Genomic DNA, 16,442 nt, shown 5'->3' with positions numbered 1-16,442 from the left:
TTTATTTCTATTCCACTTTTATGATATGAGCTCCATCAAAGAAAAATAAATATCTTTCTGCAACATTTCTTTTCCAGATTTGTTCAATGGCCTTGGTGTATAGATTGATCTGCAGTCTGTATCTGTCTTCGAGGATTGGCCGCGCTTGAAGAAAGCCCCCCTTATACCTATCTGTTATGCCATCTGTTTTATAGTCAATCAAAACAAGTCCATTCTCGTCCTCCAAAATGCAGTCAATAATTCCTTGCACAAATATAGATTCATCGGCTTCATTCCAGTTAGGATAAACATCACTTGCAGGCAATGAAAGGGTAAATGGAATTTCCCTATAAATGGCTTTAGCATGAAAATATCTTTTTCCTAATTCTGTGTTAAAGAATTCAACAATTAATTGACTGTCAATGACTGCTGCCTGCTCTGGGGTTAATAATTCATTGTGAACCATCCAGTTTAATTGCTCATGAATAGCTTCTTCACTAACAGTCTTTGCCAAATCCACATGCTGCATCACCATATGCATAGCTGTTCCGCGCTCTGCAGGACTTAATTGTTTTTCCTGCATAAACCTAGGCCGTTTTAAAATTGATTTTTTAAACCTTCGAACTAAATCTGATCCACTTTGTTCATCAGTCATTTCCGCAAAGCGTTTTATTTCCGACACAGATTGCTTCGAGCGATGGGCCGTGGCTTCCGGGAAGGAATATTCCCATGTCAGCCGATCCCTTATTTCCTCAGTAAATAAAGATTCTGCCGGAACTTTCTCTAATGTTTGAACCTTGTCCAGAAAGGTATCCTCTTCCGCTTCAAATGCTGTTTCTTGATTCCTGATTTCTTCGGCACTTAGTATGCTAATTTTCCAGGCGGATGGATGGTTTGTGATTTCCAATGGAATTACCGAATTTGTTCCATCGCCCCCCCTTAATTCACCACAGTCTTGATGACGGATCAGTGAGGGACCAATCCAGTCAATATAACTCATTGCTGATGCCCGCTCATAATCCTGCAGGAGCCATTCAGTATTAGCGGAAACATCATTCCATTGGTCAATTGTTTTCACTGCATCCTTTAGAGTTGCTGTCATATAGAGCTTTTCTTTCGCCCTCGTCATCGCCACGTATAACACGCGCATTTCTTCAGCAAGCATTTCCATTTTCTTTTTTCGCTTAAACGCAATTTGCGGCAGGGAAGGATAAGAAATACGTTTCTCGGCATTTACATATTTAGCAGCAAATCCGTATTCTTTATCAAGCATGTAGGATTTTCCGATATCCATCATATTAAAGTTCCTTGCCATTCCTGCCATAAATACAACAGGAAATTCAAGCCCTTTAGAGCTATGGATGGTCATGATACGGACAACATCCTCCTGCTCACCGAGTGCTCTTGCTGCCCCGAGGTCGTCCCCTCTTTCCATCATGCGCTCGATAAAACGTAAAAATCGGAATAACCCTCGGAACGAGGTTTGTTCATATTGGCGGGCTCTGTCATATAAAGCTCTTAGGTTTGCCTGACGCTGCTTCCCGCCGGGCAGACCACCAACAAAATCATAAAACTGAGTATCGCGGTATAACTGCCAGATCAGTTCAGAAAGCGATCCTTGTCTTGCCAGCGAACGCCAGTTTTTTAACATATCATAAAAACTGCGGACCTTTTCATAAAATGATTCCGTATTTTCGGCTGCCTTGCTCAAACAAAAGGCAGATACCGCCTCCCAAAAGGAACCGCGCTTCCTGTGGATCCGAATTTTTGATAATTCTTCCTCATTTAACCCGACAATAGGTGAACGTAACACAGACGCTAAGGGAATATCCTGGAATGGATTATCAATAACCCGGAGCAGCGACATCATTATGGATACCTCTGTTGCTTCAAAATAACCGGTGGATAAATTCGCATAAATAGGAATTCCTTGCAGCTTGAACTCTTCGATGATCTGCGGCGCCCATGTCATAGAGCGGAGAAGGATTACCACATCCCGATACATCAACGGTTTTTGCGTTTTCGTTTTTGGATTATATATAGGTGCACCACTTGTCACTAATTCTTTTATTTTCGCTGCACACACTCGAGCTTCAAGCTGTGATTGTTCAAGTTCTGCTGCATCAAACTCAGCTGTTTCTGTTTCGCTTTCCATTTCTGTATCTGCGGCCGTTTCCGCACTTTTAGCGTTTTGATCTATCAGCATTACTTCAACCGGATAAGAATCGTCTAATGGATATGGTGCACCATTTCGCAACTCTGCTGCCTCGTCGTATTCTATTTCCCCAACCTTGACATCCATGATTTGTTTGAATAAATAATTGGTGGCATCAAGCACCTCTTTCCTGCTTCTAAAATTACGGGCTAAATCGATTCTCAGCCCCGATTCCATGCCATCAACATTAAAGCGATTATATTTACTTAAAAAGAGATTGGGCTCAGCCAATCGAAAACGATAGATCGACTGTTTGACGTCACCAACCATGAATAGGTTGCCTGTATTCTCATCATCCTGTGTTACCAGCTTGAGAATCGTCTCCTGGACCATATTTACATCTTGGTACTCATCGCAATATACTTCTTTAAAATGCCTGCGGTAAGCAAGGGCCGCTTCTGAAGGAAGAAATTCCCCATCTGCTGAGACTCCTTTTGTCAAAATCCCAAGACAGTTATGCTCTAAATCAGCATAATCAACAAGGCCCTTTTCTTTTTTTACTTTCTCGAATCGGTCTGAGAATTCTTTTACAAGATAAACCAGCATTTCTACTAATGGACGCATCTCATCCATATCTCGTATAAAACTTTCCGGTTTCCGTGAAAAGAGCTCTTCTTTTATGTCTTGAATTTTTTTCTTGGCCTTATCCCGCAACTTCTGGGCTTTTTCTGTTAAAGACTTATCAAAGTGGTCACCCTTCACCTGTTTAGCCCTTGAAAAAGACCATGATTGCATTGCCTGATACAGTGTCGCCCATGAATCCTTTTGTGCAAACAAAAGAGTATCCAAGACACGCAAATCATCTAAAAAGTTTTCTGCTCTTGGTGCCGGGCCGTTTGGAAGCTTTGTTAGCTCCAAGCCGCGCTTAACCATTTCCTTTGCAGCATCTAATTGCAATTCGATATCAAAAAGAAGTGCCTGAGTAAACGGAAGACTTTCTATATTTGTTCCATCTGCCACGTCATACATTGAAACAATTGCATGTAAATATTGCTCCGGCTGAGGGTTCGAACGAGCAAAGTCGTATATTGAACGAACAATGTCCATTAAAGCTTCATCGCTTCGATCACTTGTGAACGAATCGACTAAATTAAAAAAGGCCACATTATCCTTTTTCCCATATTCCTCCTCAAACAGCTCGTCCATCACTTCATCCCTAATTAACTGTGCCTCAGTTTCATCAGCAATTCTAAATCCCGGGTCAATATCGATTAAATAATAATATCTACGGATTACCTCCATGCAAAAGGAGTGCAGCGTTGAAATGGCGGCCTTATTAAGTAAGCTGAGCTGTTTTCGTAAATGCCTGGAGCCCGGATCTTGATCTATTGCTTTTTCCAACGCTTCCCCGATACGGTGCCGCATTTCTGCTGCGGAAGCATTCGTAAAGGTCACAACTAACAATTCATCGACATCAATCGGATCCTCTAAAGAAAGAATTTTTTGGATGATTCTTTCCACAAGGACAGCAGTTTTCCCTGAACCGGCTGCAGCTGCTACAAGGATATCTTTATTCCTGGCCATAATTGCCTTCCACTGGTCGTCTGTCCAGGTCACACCCTCCGGCTTTGCTGGGATCATGAAATTACTCATTTTCCATTTCCTCCTTTCTGATTAAATTCAAGACATCATTCTTAGAGTACGGTGCCAGAATCCTATAACGATTACTTTCAATTGATTCATCAAATTGACAAACTGATTTATAGGCGCAAAATGTACATGGTGTTTTGTCCTTCAGTTTATATGGAGCAATATCGATTTGCCCATCAATAATGGCATTGCCTGTTTTCTGATATAAATCGCGGACATGGTTTCTTAAATGATCAAATTCTTCTAAACTTGCTACTTTTGATTTTTTTGATAAATTTCCATCTTTTTTTATTCCGGCTGCAACAATTTGCGAATCACCTGATTCAAGTGATTGATCCATCAGCTGGATGACTCTTTGGTCACTCAACATAAGCCCATTCATTTTAAACTTTTTCATCATTTCAGTTTCGATTTCATCCATCGTCAACATTTTCTTTGTATTAATAAATGGATTATGAACATGGAAGTAAAGGACACCTGCAGGGCTTGCTTTCATCTCTACAAGTTCACTAGAATGTGTTATAACAATATCAAGATAGGTCAACATTTGCAGGGCAAGACCATAATACACTTCAGTTAAATTGACATCCTTCTCACTCGATTTATAATCGACCACTCGCAAAAAGACACTGTCATCTACCGTGTTCGCTTTGTCGACCCTATCAATCCGTCCAGCCAACTCCATTCTTTTTCCATTTTTTAACGAAAAGGTTAATGGCGGCAGGTCCCCATTAGGGCCAAAACCTAATTCTAAACCAATCGGAGAGAAACCACTCACTTTCGCATGCTCACTCAATACGAGAGAAGCTCTGGTAATGATTTGCTCCAATTTCCGTTTGATATAATGATGTCGTTCCGAGCTAAGTAGTATTTCGTTTTGCAGCTTCGGTGCTAATGTCTTGACCGCCTCTTTAGAAAGTTCTTCACATTGCTGCCGTGTTAATTTAGCCCAGGAAATGTTTTGTTCATTGACAATATCGGCAATCTGCTTTAAAGCAGCATGGAATAATTCGCCAATGTCTGGAGCTTCCAAGCGAAAAATTTGCCGTTCACGGAGCTTTAGTCCATGCTGGGCAAAATGTGAAAAGGCGCAGCCATTGAATAATTCCATTCTTGAAACACTAGCCTGAATTGTCTCACCATATAATTCATCCGCAGCCTCTTTGGAAAGCTGAACGGCCCTGTTTGAATAATAAAGGCTTGAAAACACCTTTTGTGCTTTATTTTTCCACGCACTCTCCAGATAATAGTTATACACATCCCACCACAGATTAGAAATGGGATAATTTCGCTTTTTCCATTGCAGCTGCGTGTTAAGGTAGGACAAGGTTGTTGTAAAATTTGAAACAAAACTTAACTGTCCGGCTTCTGTAAGCTCTAAAGGATCTGTAACATAATACGCTTCATTTGCATCTGGGAACATGTCCTTAAGTCTCTTAATGTATGACGAAGGGATTAATGATTTTCCTTCTTCATTTGCAAGCGGGAAGCTGACATAAAGCATGTCTGATGGTGCCGTAAAAGCCTTATAGGCAAGAAAACTTTCATCCAAGAGACGGGTTCTGCTGCTTGGTGCAACATTGATGCCTGCAGCAAGGAGCAGCTCCCTGTCTTCATCGGCAAGAATGCCCTCATCGGAAATTTTCGCAGGCAGGACCCCTTCATTGACTCCCACTACGAAAACAATTTTGATCTCATTCAGCCTTGATTTTTCTAAATCACCAATTAGAACCTGGTCAAGTGCAGGGGGGATAAGCGAAAAATGCAAGGATTCGAAGCCTGCCTCTAAAATAGCAGCAAATGCCCTAAGTGTAACTTGCTCCTCCCCTAGTATTTCAACATATTGGTCAAGAAGTTCTACGACTGCATTCCACACCTGTTCATGCTCCCGCATTCTTACAAGATTACCCTTTTCTTCAGCAGCCATTTTCCATTTTTCCAATTTTTCCGGAATCTCTAATTCTTCCAAATACAAATAGATGGCTTCACAAAGCTTACGTCCTGTATCGGCTTTTTTTAATCTTCTTGACAGTCGTAAAATAGGCGCAGTTACCATAAGCTTTAATTCATTTAATTCTTGCTCCATCTCTTTTTCTGTATCGGTTTGGACATTTCCTGTTAATTCCAGTCCTTTTATACGCCGGTAAACCCAGCGATCCTTTTTCGTCCATTTACTCCCATTGATTCCATAGGCTAAACAATAGTTTTCCAGCCTATCCATTCTTTCACGCATTTTATGAGGATTTTCCTGAAAAGGATATAATAATTCTGTTTTTATCGCTCTAAAAACTGGTTCATAACGCCAAAAAGAGTTTATCACTTCAAGACTCGAGCGGATCAATTCAATCAGCGGGTGATTGAGCATCGTCCTTTTCTGGTCGATAAAATATGGTATCTGATAATCGTCAAAAACCGGTTCGACAATTTCATGATAATCCCCGCCATTTCTAATTAAGAGGGCGATATCCCGATAACGGTACCCACTTGTCCGAACTACATCGCGAATTTCTCGGGCAATGCCTTCAATTTCGGCTCTTCTGTTGACAGCTTGACTGATTTGAATCGCTGTCTCTCCATAAAAAACTTCGGCAGGTCGGGCATCAAATTTTTCCTCTAAATGTCTTAAAGACGGCTGATTCCATTTCATTTGTTCTTTAAGAATGATCGGTTGTTCCATTTCGATACCGCTTGTTCTGGCTAAACCATATATATTGTAACAAGTCTCACCTGACAGGCGGAATAAATCTAGCTCATCTGGCGCTGAATCAAAGAACAATCGCTCTGAGGTTATCGCAATGGAAACACTTTTACAATGCTTCATTAATTCCGCCATAACAAGATATTCCTGCGGTGTAAAGCTATAAAATCCATCGATATAGATTTCTGCCTCTTTTAAGTATGCTGAGGCTGATATTTTCTCTGCTAAGAGGCGAAAGTAATCTTCTGAATCGATATATTTACCAAAGATTTCGTCCTCAAATTTTGTATAGATTATTTCCAAATCTTTTAATTTATCGTGTAAGGCTTTTGAAGCAGAAGTGTCCTCGGAACTGAACTGTGCTGCCTCTTTGACCAGCTCCTCGGGTCTAAGACAGTATCGCTTAAATTCGGTAATCATCTGTTCTAACTGCTGGACAAAGCCATTCTTATCGGCCGCCCGCTGAAAAATCTTTAAATTTTCTTTCTGCTCGTCAATGATTTTACGAATTAACATATTCATTCCGACACTGCTTAAATGCGTACGGCTGATTCCACCGGTTTCCTGCAGAATTCGCCATGCTAAACGTGAGAAGCTGAAAACCTGGGCACGAATCATTCCGCCAATGCTTGAGTCTGTCGCCAAACGATATTCAGATAAAAATGTCATCTGTTCAGGAACAATATATATAATTGGTGTCCCTTCTGGATTTTCCACAAGCCGGTCACGTATTTCATCAAGAAACATAGTTGTTTTTCCGCTTCCTGTCCGCCCAATTACCATTCTTAGTGACATGTGTTTCCCCCTCTTCTTACAAAACTCTCTATCTCTCATTTTACCACAATAAGAGCACAAACGTTTGCATTACCCTAATAATGGTAATTGCTGCGTTATTATCAATAAAAAAACACGATTTTTCCATCGTGTTTTATCCATATATTTAAAAATGAACATCCATTTCATTCAATGGCCAATAACGTAAATCAACTTTGCCGACAACTTGACTGGAAGAGATGAAGCCGAATTGACGGCTGTCCCAGCTTCCTAATCGATTATCGCCGAGGACAAATAATTTCCCCTCCGGAACTGCATTTTCACCGGTAATTTCCATCAGGCTGAAATCTCCGGTTATTTTGATACCTGGAGATTTTTGTTTATAGATATTTAGAAATGGTTCTTCATACTTGTGTCCATTAATAAACAGAGTATCGTCCCTGTATTCAATTTTATCACCCGGAAGCCCGATAATCCGTTTAACAAAGTCCTCTTTGGCATTAGCATGAAAGACAATGACGTCAAATCGGTTTAATTCACCAACCTGATAGCCAAGCTTGTTAACAACCAGCTTGTTACCGTCTTGAAGCGTCGGCATCATTGATTCACCTTCTACAATATAATTAGAAAAGAAAAATGTGCGAATAAAAGCAAAGATTATGATTCCGATAGCAAATGCCTTAACCCATTCCAACCCTTCCTTTTTCCATTCAATTTTCATTGAAGCTCCTCCATTTCTCCTTCTCTTTATTTCTATCTATTTCTCCATTATGGTCAGTTTCCGCGCTCTTATTCATCCTTACTTCAATTCTTTTCCCTACATACCAAAGTATAAAAATGACAAGTAAAACGATGACCGTTCGAAAAGGTTTTGTTATTAAGGAACGTAGATCATAGCCAATAAAGCTAATCGTAAATATCATGACCATCTTTCCAATACACACAGCCAGCATGTATTGAGCAAATTTTATTTTTGAAAGGCCAGCAACAATATTTACCAATGCAGATGGGGTAAAAGGAAAACATAATATTAAAAAAAGAGGACCAAACCCATGATGGTCCACCCAGTCCATTAGCTTGCGGACCTTCGGATGCCTAGGCAAAAAAGATAATAACCTTTTTTGCCCGTATCTCCTGATTAAGGAAAAAACAAGTAAGGCCCCGATACAAGCTCCTATCCAAGAATATAAAAATCCTAACCATAGTCCAAAGGCACTGGCATTTGCCATTACAAATACAACCAAGGGGAGAAACGGCAAAAATGCTTCAAGGACGATCAACAATATGCCCGGTATCGGTCCAAGCGCCCGATATTCTTGTATGAGACGCATAATATGTTCAAGTGTAAACCAAGCTTTTAGTGATTCGATGTCCATCCCATTCTCCTTTAATTATTGTTCTTTACTATTTTGGATAAAATCTTTATTGTGTAATAAATTGGTGGAGCGCCTTTTTATTTTTTTCGACATCAATATCCAGAACTGCCCCCTCCCCTTTTATCCGCGGCTCTGTAAAGCTATTTTCAATTGGTATACGTAATGTTTCAATACTCCCCCTGTTATCTGAAAGGAAGTCTTTAGCCATAAATAATGTATCCGAGGTGTCCATATTTGTATTAACGTATGGCGAAACAACACCAATTAATTTTGGAAGTTTTGCGATCGTTTGAAAACCGCCCAATTGATCTTTAATCGCTTTTACTGCCTTTTGTTGTCTTTCGACCCGCCCAAAGTCACCAATGGCATCATGACGGAAGCGAACATAACCAAGCAAGTGGGCACCATCTAACCTTTGCAGGCCAGGTTCTAATGTTACATCAATATTCTCTGACATTTTCTTTTCAACATCAATCTCTACACCTTTTGGAAAAGCTTCGTCAATTAGCTGGACAAAGCCTTGAAAATCGGCAATCGCGTAGTACTGCAAGTCAAGGTCAAAATTCTGTTTGATCGTTTGTCTCATTAACTCTGGACCGCCAAGAGCAAAGGCTGAATTGATTTTATGCTTGCCGTGCCCAGGAATAGTGACATAGCTATCCCTCATGATCGATGTGATCTTGTATGTTCCTTTATCCTCGTTATAATGGACAATCATAATGGTGTCAGCACGAGACTTTTCCTTTCCCCGTGCATCACTGCCAAGCAACAGGACATTCGTGTCCCCGTATTGATCCTTCTGCCCTTCAAATGTATAGACAACATTTGCTTCATTATTATCCTTGTTAATTTTTTTTAATGATTGGTTGACTCCTTGTTTAAATTGAAAATAAGCATACCCAGCCACTGCACCAATAAGTAGTAAGAAAACAAGCAAAATGGATGGCCATCTTCTCTTTTTCTTATTTTGATGTTTATCAGCTCTCATTTGTTTATCACCCATTCGTCTATGTTTTTTACCTTCAACAATATATGACTGTTTTTTCTTTTTTTAGGTTTCCTCATTAAATTCATTTTCCCCTATCAAATATCCTTCTATTAATAAAAACTTTCTCATATATTGCCTGACCTTTGCAACAAAGAAAGCTCGTCAATTGACGAGCTTTCTTTGTTGCAAAGGTCTATTGCTTTTATGTTTCTTTTTTTGTAAAATAAAAATGGAACGTTTGTTCGAAAAATAAAGAAAGGTGTAGATGGTAAGATGACCAGAATTCCTGAGGATGACCGTGACATAATGGAGAAGGCGATTTATTTACCGATGGTTCTCATCGTCTTAAACCGTGATTTAATCGTTGTGGAAAATAGCCCATTTAAATTAAAAAAGCCTTATTTGGATTTAATTGAAGCAACAATGAAGGAAATTCAACAGGAACTCTCTGAGGTAAAACAGTATATGAAGAAGAATAAGCTTCAAGTTATTGAAACAAACCGGGACGATGCTTTTACCATGTACATGTTTATTTATAAAGGCTATGAAGAAAACCATAATTACTTTAATCCAAGGATACGCAATAAAGTCCAAGAATTAATGGAGGCATACCTATTTAAAAAACATCTTCCCGATAGAATTTAAAAATTAATCAATGGTTTCGTATTTTTCGTTTTTTTGAATACTTCCCACTGCTTTCCGATGCCTTAGACGACTTAGGCCTATGCAGTAAATAAAATTCCTTTTTCTTATTAAAATCAACGCGTTGCATAAGCTTTGTTTGTAAATAGGAAGTTCTTAACATTTGAGTATTAAACGTATTATAGGAAACCGGAAAAGTTCGAGATTGGTCATTATGGAAAATGACCATTGTCTCTCTAGCAGAGACACGACGATAATCCTTAATATGGTCAAGGATGAACCAAAAACACTTAAGGTCGCTAGGTGAAACAGTACAGAAAGCATAGATACCGTTAAATGGTTCTATGACAATTGGGAGTTTTCTCGAACGATCAATTAAAAGCCTTGTCCCTTTCCTCCTGCTTTCATAATCGACACCATAAAATTCGCAGCTGTGTTTTATATTATGCAACGGTTTAAAAGGAGACAAGAATTCCGCTTCTACTTCAACAATACGGGAATAAATTTTATTTGCATATTCTACTGGTTCAATATACATCGTACATGTATTCACCACATATTCACCAATTTTGATACCCTTCAATACCTTCAATACCTTCAACTCCTTTTCATTTTTGTGAATCCACCATATCTTACCACCTTTTTCTTTTTATTCCTTAAAAATTTCGAATTGTTCCTTTTTTATTCACAAAGTTTATGTCAAGAAAAAAACTATCAGAAAATTTTATAAATTATTGATATTATTTGAAAATCTCCATATAATTAAAAAAAGCATCAGAGGTGATTTTCATGAATGAAAAATCATACACAGAATTAATGAAACTTGGTGCCATGAAACGCAATCGAATGAAAGAGAACTTTGTCCAGGACCTTTACATCGATATGCTTTTGTCAGAAATTCAGCTTACGGTTGCAAAGGAAAAGTTATTACGGAAAATTGACATGGCCATTGACACACGGGACAAAAAATCATTCCTCCATTTATCCGGTGAGCTGAAGGAAATTAATAAACGATTTGGAACCTAAAGAAACGACTTAAACCGCCAGTTTTGGTGGTTTTTTGTTTATAAAATAAAAAGACTGAAGACGAGGGATTTGGTCTTCAGCCACTTTACTCTATTCATTTCGATGCTTAATCTCATATTCTTCGAGCATGGAAATCCGATCAAGCATAGAAGGATGCGTGTAACGAAATAATTTTACCAATAACGGCGGATTTACCTGACTTAATCCAGAGCGGGTTAGTTCTTGAAAAGAGGTAATCGCGGCTTCCGAATTTTTTGTCATTTCAATCGCATATTTGTCAGCCCTTGTTTCCTGATAGCGAGAAGCAAGATTTGTCAAAGGGCTTGCAGCAAACAAGAGCATCGACAGAATCAAAAAAAATAACGGAAGGGAGCGAATATCTCTTACATCTGTTATTTTTAGTTCATTTCCATAGCGTCTCACTGCCCAATTCATCAGCCTATAGGTCAGATACAGCCCGAGGAGAGAAAGAAGCAGATAGCCTGCAATACCGAAATAAACATGTTTTTCAACGTAATGGCACATTTCATGGGCCATAATAAAAAGAATTTGATTATCATTTAGCCGATTTAACGTCGTATCCCAGAGGACAATCCTGGCATTCGAGCCAATCCCTGCAACATAGGCATTTAAGGAATTAGTTTTATCCGCCATATTGACTTCAAAAACATGCTGAGCCGGAATATCAGCCTTATCTGCCAAGGCTAAAATTTTCGTTTCCAATTCCTTATTTTTTAATGGATAGAAATCATTGTATAACGGATCGATGACAACTGGCTGCAAGAACATCATAAATAATGTAAATGGAATTGATAACAGCCATCCGTAAAGCCACCAGCGCTTTTGGCTTTTCTTCATCAACCAGTAAAGAACAGGGACAATGATCAACCAAGTCCCATAATTAAGCCAAAAGTCAATTAATTCATCCTTCATCCACGATGCAAAGGGTTGAGTGGAAATATGATATGTTTTGGAGAGCGAATAACTAATATAGTTCAAAGGAAACGTCGCTAAAAAGGCAAAAAAAGATAACCAAATAAGATAGATGGCCGTTTGCAGAAGCTTATACTTTGAAGAGCTATCTGCCCAGCGCTTAAACGCCTTTGAAAATCCAAATAACAATATCAGAAAATAGAAAAGCCATTCAAACGGTGTCGATAGGAAAAACAAAAGGTTCCTTACTTTTGAATACTCCTCGCTTAAACTTAGCTCTCGTCCATTAAGAAAGGTGATAGGGTCTGCTTTTGATCCTTCAAATTCAAATGGTACTGCTGCATCGGCAAATTGAAATAAATACCAATAAAAAAACAATCCATATAGACAAAAGGCCAAAACCGCATAGACCCCCATTTTTCTTACCATGATTTTGTCCCTCCTCGTGTACAGCCTCTCTATACTTAGTTTAGTTAAAAATGGCGGTTTTAGAACTAAGCATAAAAAAAAGCTAGTACTATAACCAGCTTACAGAAGAAAAGAGTATAGGGCGAGGACGGCTATTGAACCAAGGACAACTACGATTACATTAGCTCCTAAATAAGCTGCAATAAAAGCTGCCGCAGCCCCCAGTACTCCGTACCAAATATCGTCCTTTTGAATGAAAATGATTGCTGGGAAAATTAACGCACCAAGGGTGGCATACGGGACATTTTTCAACACCCCTTGAATAAATGGGGGCAGCTCCTTCCCTTTAAACAGCACAAATGGGAGCATACGCGGAATATAGGTAACCAGCCCCATACCGATTATCATCCAAACAATTTCACTCCTCATGATCGTCCACCTCGAAACCTTGTTTTCATTACTTCTGCTGTTTCAATGATAATAGCTGATAATAGCGTGGCCGTAACAATTGCCCAGCCTTGGGCCATGATTTGGCCAATGGTAAAAATGGAATTAAAAAGCGCTCCAAGGACGGCTAAAAAGATCACCTTAACACTTTTCTTCATTGAAGGGACCAGAAGCCCAATAAACATTGCGTATAGTGCAACCCCCATACTCTCCTGCAAGGTTTGCGGCAGACTTGCCCCTATAAGATGGCCTATCCCTGAACAGACCACCCAGCTGGAATAGGCTACTGAAATGAGGCCGAACATAAAGCCTGTTGATACTTTACCTTCCCTTGTAGCCGCGACTGAAAAGGTCTCGTCCGTAACACCGAAAGAGTAAAAGAGTTTGTTTAGTATGTAATCATCTTCGCACTTTTCATTTAACGTTGTGCACATTAGAAAATGTCTTATGTTTACGATGAATGTGGTTAATACAATTTCAAAAATACCGGTCCCATAAGCGATTAGGCTTAATGAAATATATTGTGATGCCCCGGCAAACACAATAAGACTCATTAACACCGTTTCATAAATTGTTAGTCCGGAAGTTTTAGCAAGGAGCCCAAATGTCAATGCAATCGGAAAATAACCAATCCCGATGCTAATCCCCGCCTGGATTCCCTTTTTAAATTCAGATGATTCACTTCCTATTGCGATATCCCCCATCATTATTCCCCCCTTGCTTCAATGACTCATATAAAAATAAATTTTAGCAAATTTTCTGTGATTATGAAAGAAAAAGCGCCTGCCAATGTCCTCGATTGGACGAAAAAAAAATCAGCAAGGGCATGGAACAATCCTCACTGATTGAAGTTTCATATTTATTTACCTTTAAAAACAGGTTTTCTTTTTTCAGCGAAGGCTTGTAATGCTTCGATCCGGTCTTCGGTCAGGAGCGTCACCTCGTATGCCTTCCGTTCGATCTGAAGCCCAGTGTGTAAATCGGTATTCATCCCATTTTTGATCGCAAACTTTGCCTGCTGTATAGCCACAGGACCATTCGCGAGTAACTGCGAGCAATAGCCTAAACACTCGTTTAATAAATCACTGCGAAAAACAACCCTTGTCAGAAGTCCATAGTGAAGAGCCTCATCTGCCGTGAGCCTGCTTGCGGTTAGAATAAGCTCCAATGCCTTCGCCTGACCAATAAGTCTTGGCAGCCGCTGCGTCCCGCCAGCCCCAGGAATAATGGCCAAACCCGTTTCTGTAAGTCCCATTACTGCCTCCTTTGCGGCAATCCGAAAATCACAAGCCAAGGCAAGCTCCATGCCTCCGCCAAAGGCAAATCCGTTTATGGCGGCGATAGTTGGCTGTGGAAGTGTATCAATTGCGTTAAAAACCTCATTTATTTTAAACAAGTTTCGTTTCACTTGCTCATCGGTTAGGTTTTTTCGTTCTTTTAAATCAGCTCCTACGCTAAAGGACTTCCCACCTGCACCGATAAAGATAACAGCCCTGACCTTAGGATCAATCCTGATTTCTTCAATCTTGGCTTGCAATTCAAGCAATGTCTCGAAATTAAAAGCATTGAGTGCCTCCGCACGATTAATGGTCACAACCGCAATATGATCGTTAACCTCAAGTATAATTTGCTCCATTTTATCCACCCCTTTGTTTAGGAATTCGAAAAAGACAGGCTAAATGCCTGCCTTTCACAAGAAAAATTTAAAAATCTTACTTTCCAACAGCTTGGGTAATCTGTGTTTTAAGGGCACGCCTTAATATTTTTCCTGTCGTATTCTTTGGAAGTTCTTTTAAAAATTCAATTGTGGATGGCACTTTATATTTGGCAAGGTGCTCTTTACAGTATTCCCGTACCTGCTCTTTGGTAAGATCCGGGTTTTTGCTGACAACATAGGCATTTACAGCCTCACCTTGATCAAGGTCTGGAACACCCAGCACGGCCACTTCGACAACATCCGGATGATTATAGATCACTTCCTCTACTTCACGTGGATATACATTGTAACCGCCAACGATGATTAAATCCTTTTTGCGGTCAACAATATAAAAGTAACCTTCTTCATCCATTCTCGCCATGTCACCAGTATGCAACCAGCTATTACGGATAGACGCAGCTGTTTCTTCCGGCATTTTATAATAGCCCTTCATCACATTCCGGCCACGAACAATCAATTCACCAACACCACCGACAGGGACCTCTTCCCCAAGCTCATCGACCACTTTGTTTTCTACATGTAGGATCGATGTGCCAATTGAACCGGCTTTGCGCGGTCGGTCAAGTGGGTTAAAGCATGTAACAGGAGATGCCTCTGATAGTCCATACCCTTCGGAAATTAACACATTAAATTTTTTCTCGAAATTATTCAATAAAGCAACTGGCAGGGAAGCACCGCCAGAAACGCACAAACGTAATGATTTCAAGTCCGCTGGATTCCCCTCTGGATATTGATAGAGGAAATTATACATCGTTGGAACACCGGCAAACACGGTAGCCCCAGAGTCTTTTATTAGCTCAAAAATTTCCTTTGGACTAAATTTCGGTGCAATCAACATGGTTGCACCACTTACTAACGGCGCATTTAAGGCAACCGTCAAACAGAAAACATGGAACATCGGCAGGACTGTTACCACTCTGTCACCGTTATTCATTTTTAAATAATCGCCAACATCTTTGGCATTGCTATATAAATTCTTATGGGTTAACATAGCACCCTTTGGTTTTCCGGTTGTTCCGGAAGTATAGAGGATGATGGCAACATCATCGTCCTTCAACCCAGGACCCTGGAAGGTTAAATCACCAGAAGTCACCACATTTGAAAACGATTTCATTTTTGGACAAACAGACAGCTTTTCAATTTCAGCATCAGCTAAACTTTTAGGCTTGGTTTCACAAAAGATATAATGCTCAATTTTTGGCAGGAACGGTTGCATTTTTTCTGCTAGAGGTAACGCTTGGTCAAGCGCAACAACCACTTTAACATCACCATTATTTAAAATATAGCCAATTTCATCTGCCGTGTAGATCGGATTAACAGGAATGACGGTTACCCCCAGCCGTAATGCACCGTATAAGCTAATGACAAAGTGTGGTGAGTTGCCTAACAATAAAGCAACATGATCCCCTTGCTTGATTCCTAACTTTTCTAAGCCAGAAGCAAACTTTGTTATCGCCTCATCCAATTCAGCATAAGTACTTGACTGCCCCATAAAATAATACGCTGGTTTTTCGGCATAAGTCTTTGCCGTCTCATGAAGCTGTAAAGATAGATTCATAATTTCCCTCCCCTTATGAATGAATACTCATTCACTAATTAATAAATATAAAATATTCTAAATATATTATATTGCTAGAAAGTTTGGTATT

General features: G+C 39.7%; 13 protein-coding genes. 2 read left to right on the top strand and 11 right to left on the bottom strand.

The features are described from left to right. Positions 1–7: 7 nt before the first annotated feature. The 5 genes from addA to ACIQXV_RS18180 form a co-directional block, all read right to left on the bottom strand. Complete coding sequence (addA, locus tag ACIQXV_RS18200) at positions 8–3,787, bottom strand: helicase-exonuclease AddAB subunit AddA (protein WP_402960767.1); 3,780 nt, start codon at positions 3,785–3,787, stop codon at positions 8–10. After that, positions 3,780–7,277, bottom strand: coding sequence for a helicase-exonuclease AddAB subunit AddB (addB, locus tag ACIQXV_RS18195; RefSeq protein ID WP_402960765.1), 3,498 nt, complete (start codon positions 7,275–7,277; stop codon positions 3,780–3,782). The genes addA and addB overlap by 8 nt, the downstream gene beginning before the upstream one ends. A 145-nt stretch (positions 7,278–7,422) precedes the next feature. Continuing rightward, positions 7,423–7,977: a signal peptidase I gene (lepB, locus tag ACIQXV_RS18190; RefSeq protein WP_402960763.1), complete on the bottom strand. Its 555-nt coding sequence runs from the start codon at positions 7,975–7,977 to the stop codon at positions 7,423–7,425. After that, on the bottom strand, positions 7,967–8,632 hold the full coding sequence (locus ACIQXV_RS18185) for a TVP38/TMEM64 family protein (RefSeq protein ID WP_402960761.1): 666 nt from the start codon (positions 8,630–8,632) through the stop codon (positions 7,967–7,969). Before ACIQXV_RS18185 ends, lepB begins: the two co-directional genes overlap by 11 nt. A 46-nt stretch (positions 8,633–8,678) precedes the next feature. Continuing rightward, positions 8,679–9,620 (bottom strand): LCP family protein, encoded by a 942-nt coding sequence (locus ACIQXV_RS18180; RefSeq protein ID WP_402960759.1) that lies wholly within the window; start codon positions 9,618–9,620, stop codon positions 8,679–8,681. Between the two features lie 273 nt (positions 9,621–9,893). Here ACIQXV_RS18180 and ACIQXV_RS18175 point away from each other — a divergent pair, with 273 nt between their 5' ends. Continuing rightward, positions 9,894–10,265: a YhjD family protein gene (locus ACIQXV_RS18175; protein WP_402960757.1), complete on the top strand. Its 372-nt coding sequence runs from the start codon at positions 9,894–9,896 to the stop codon at positions 10,263–10,265. A 7-nt stretch (positions 10,266–10,272) separates the two neighbouring features. On the opposite strand, the gene ACIQXV_RS18170 is transcribed toward ACIQXV_RS18175, so the two are convergent. Further along, positions 10,273–10,854 carry a competence protein ComK gene (locus ACIQXV_RS18170; protein WP_402960755.1) on the bottom strand — a complete coding sequence of 194 codons (582 nt, stop codon included), beginning with the start codon at positions 10,852–10,854 and terminating at the stop codon, positions 10,273–10,275. Positions 10,855–11,051: 197 nt separating this feature from the next. Here ACIQXV_RS18170 and ACIQXV_RS18165 point away from each other — a divergent pair, with 197 nt between their 5' ends. After that, positions 11,052–11,288, top strand: a complete 237-nt coding sequence (locus tag ACIQXV_RS18165) for an IDEAL domain-containing protein (RefSeq protein ID WP_402960753.1) — start codon at positions 11,052–11,054, stop codon at positions 11,286–11,288. 90 nt (positions 11,289–11,378) lie between these two features. Here the strand turns inward: ACIQXV_RS18165 and ACIQXV_RS18160 are convergent, their stop codons facing one another. From ACIQXV_RS18160 to ACIQXV_RS18140, 5 genes are all read right to left on the bottom strand, one after another. Beyond that, complete coding sequence (locus ACIQXV_RS18160) at positions 11,379–12,650, bottom strand: M48 family metallopeptidase (RefSeq protein ID WP_402960751.1); 1,272 nt, start codon at positions 12,648–12,650, stop codon at positions 11,379–11,381. A gap of 99 nt (positions 12,651–12,749) precedes the next feature. Continuing rightward, positions 12,750–13,058 carry an AzlD domain-containing protein gene (locus tag ACIQXV_RS18155; RefSeq protein ID WP_402960749.1) on the bottom strand — a complete coding sequence of 103 codons (309 nt, stop codon included), beginning with the start codon at positions 13,056–13,058 and terminating at the stop codon, positions 12,750–12,752. After that, positions 13,055–13,780 (bottom strand): AzlC family ABC transporter permease, encoded by a 726-nt coding sequence (locus tag ACIQXV_RS18150; protein ID WP_402960804.1) that lies wholly within the window; start codon positions 13,778–13,780, stop codon positions 13,055–13,057. Before ACIQXV_RS18150 ends, ACIQXV_RS18155 begins: the two co-directional genes overlap by 4 nt. 155 nt (positions 13,781–13,935) lie before the next feature. Continuing rightward, entirely contained in the window at positions 13,936–14,712 is a 777-nt protein-coding gene (locus ACIQXV_RS18145) for an enoyl-CoA hydratase-related protein (RefSeq protein ID WP_402960747.1), read from the bottom strand. A 76-nt stretch (positions 14,713–14,788) separates the two neighbouring features. Further along, positions 14,789–16,351, bottom strand: a complete 1,563-nt coding sequence (locus tag ACIQXV_RS18140; RefSeq protein ID WP_402960745.1) for a fatty acid--CoA ligase family protein — start codon at positions 16,349–16,351, stop codon at positions 14,789–14,791. Between the last annotated feature and the right edge of the window lie 91 nt (positions 16,352–16,442).

This window comes from Neobacillus sp. NPDC097160 (genome assembly GCF_044762155.1).
Lineage (GTDB): Bacteria > Bacillota > Bacilli > Bacillales > Cytobacillaceae > Neobacillus.
This window is presented reverse-complemented; position numbering and strand designations above follow the sequence as displayed.

Coding starts and splice junctions, on each gene's coding strand:
- addA (WP_402960767.1), bottom strand. CDS start 3,787: ATGAGTAATTTCATGATCCCAGCAAAGCCGGAGGGTGTGACCTGGACA.
- addB (WP_402960765.1), bottom strand. CDS start 7,277: ATGTCACTAAGAATGGTAATTGGGCGGACAGGAAGCGGAAAAACAACT.
- lepB (WP_402960763.1), bottom strand. CDS start 7,977: ATGAAAATTGAATGGAAAAAGGAAGGGTTGGAATGGGTTAAGGCATTT.
- ACIQXV_RS18185 (WP_402960761.1), bottom strand. CDS start 8,632: ATGGACATCGAATCACTAAAAGCTTGGTTTACACTTGAACATATTATG.
- ACIQXV_RS18180 (WP_402960759.1), bottom strand. CDS start 9,620: ATGAGAGCTGATAAACATCAAAATAAGAAAAAGAGAAGATGGCCATCC.
- ACIQXV_RS18175 (WP_402960757.1), top strand. CDS start 9,894: ATGACCAGAATTCCTGAGGATGACCGTGACATAATGGAGAAGGCGATT.
- ACIQXV_RS18165 (WP_402960753.1), top strand. CDS start 11,052: ATGAATGAAAAATCATACACAGAATTAATGAAACTTGGTGCCATGAAA.
- ACIQXV_RS18160 (WP_402960751.1), bottom strand. CDS start 12,650: ATGGTAAGAAAAATGGGGGTCTATGCGGTTTTGGCCTTTTGTCTATAT.
- ACIQXV_RS18155 (WP_402960749.1), bottom strand. CDS start 13,058: ATGAGGAGTGAAATTGTTTGGATGATAATCGGTATGGGGCTGGTTACC.
- ACIQXV_RS18150 (WP_402960804.1), bottom strand. CDS start 13,780: ATGGGGGATATCGCAATAGGAAGTGAATCATCTGAATTTAAAAAGGGA.
- ACIQXV_RS18145 (WP_402960747.1), bottom strand. CDS start 14,712: ATGGAGCAAATTATACTTGAGGTTAACGATCATATTGCGGTTGTGACC.
- ACIQXV_RS18140 (WP_402960745.1), bottom strand. CDS start 16,351: ATGAATCTATCTTTACAGCTTCATGAGACGGCAAAGACTTATGCCGAA.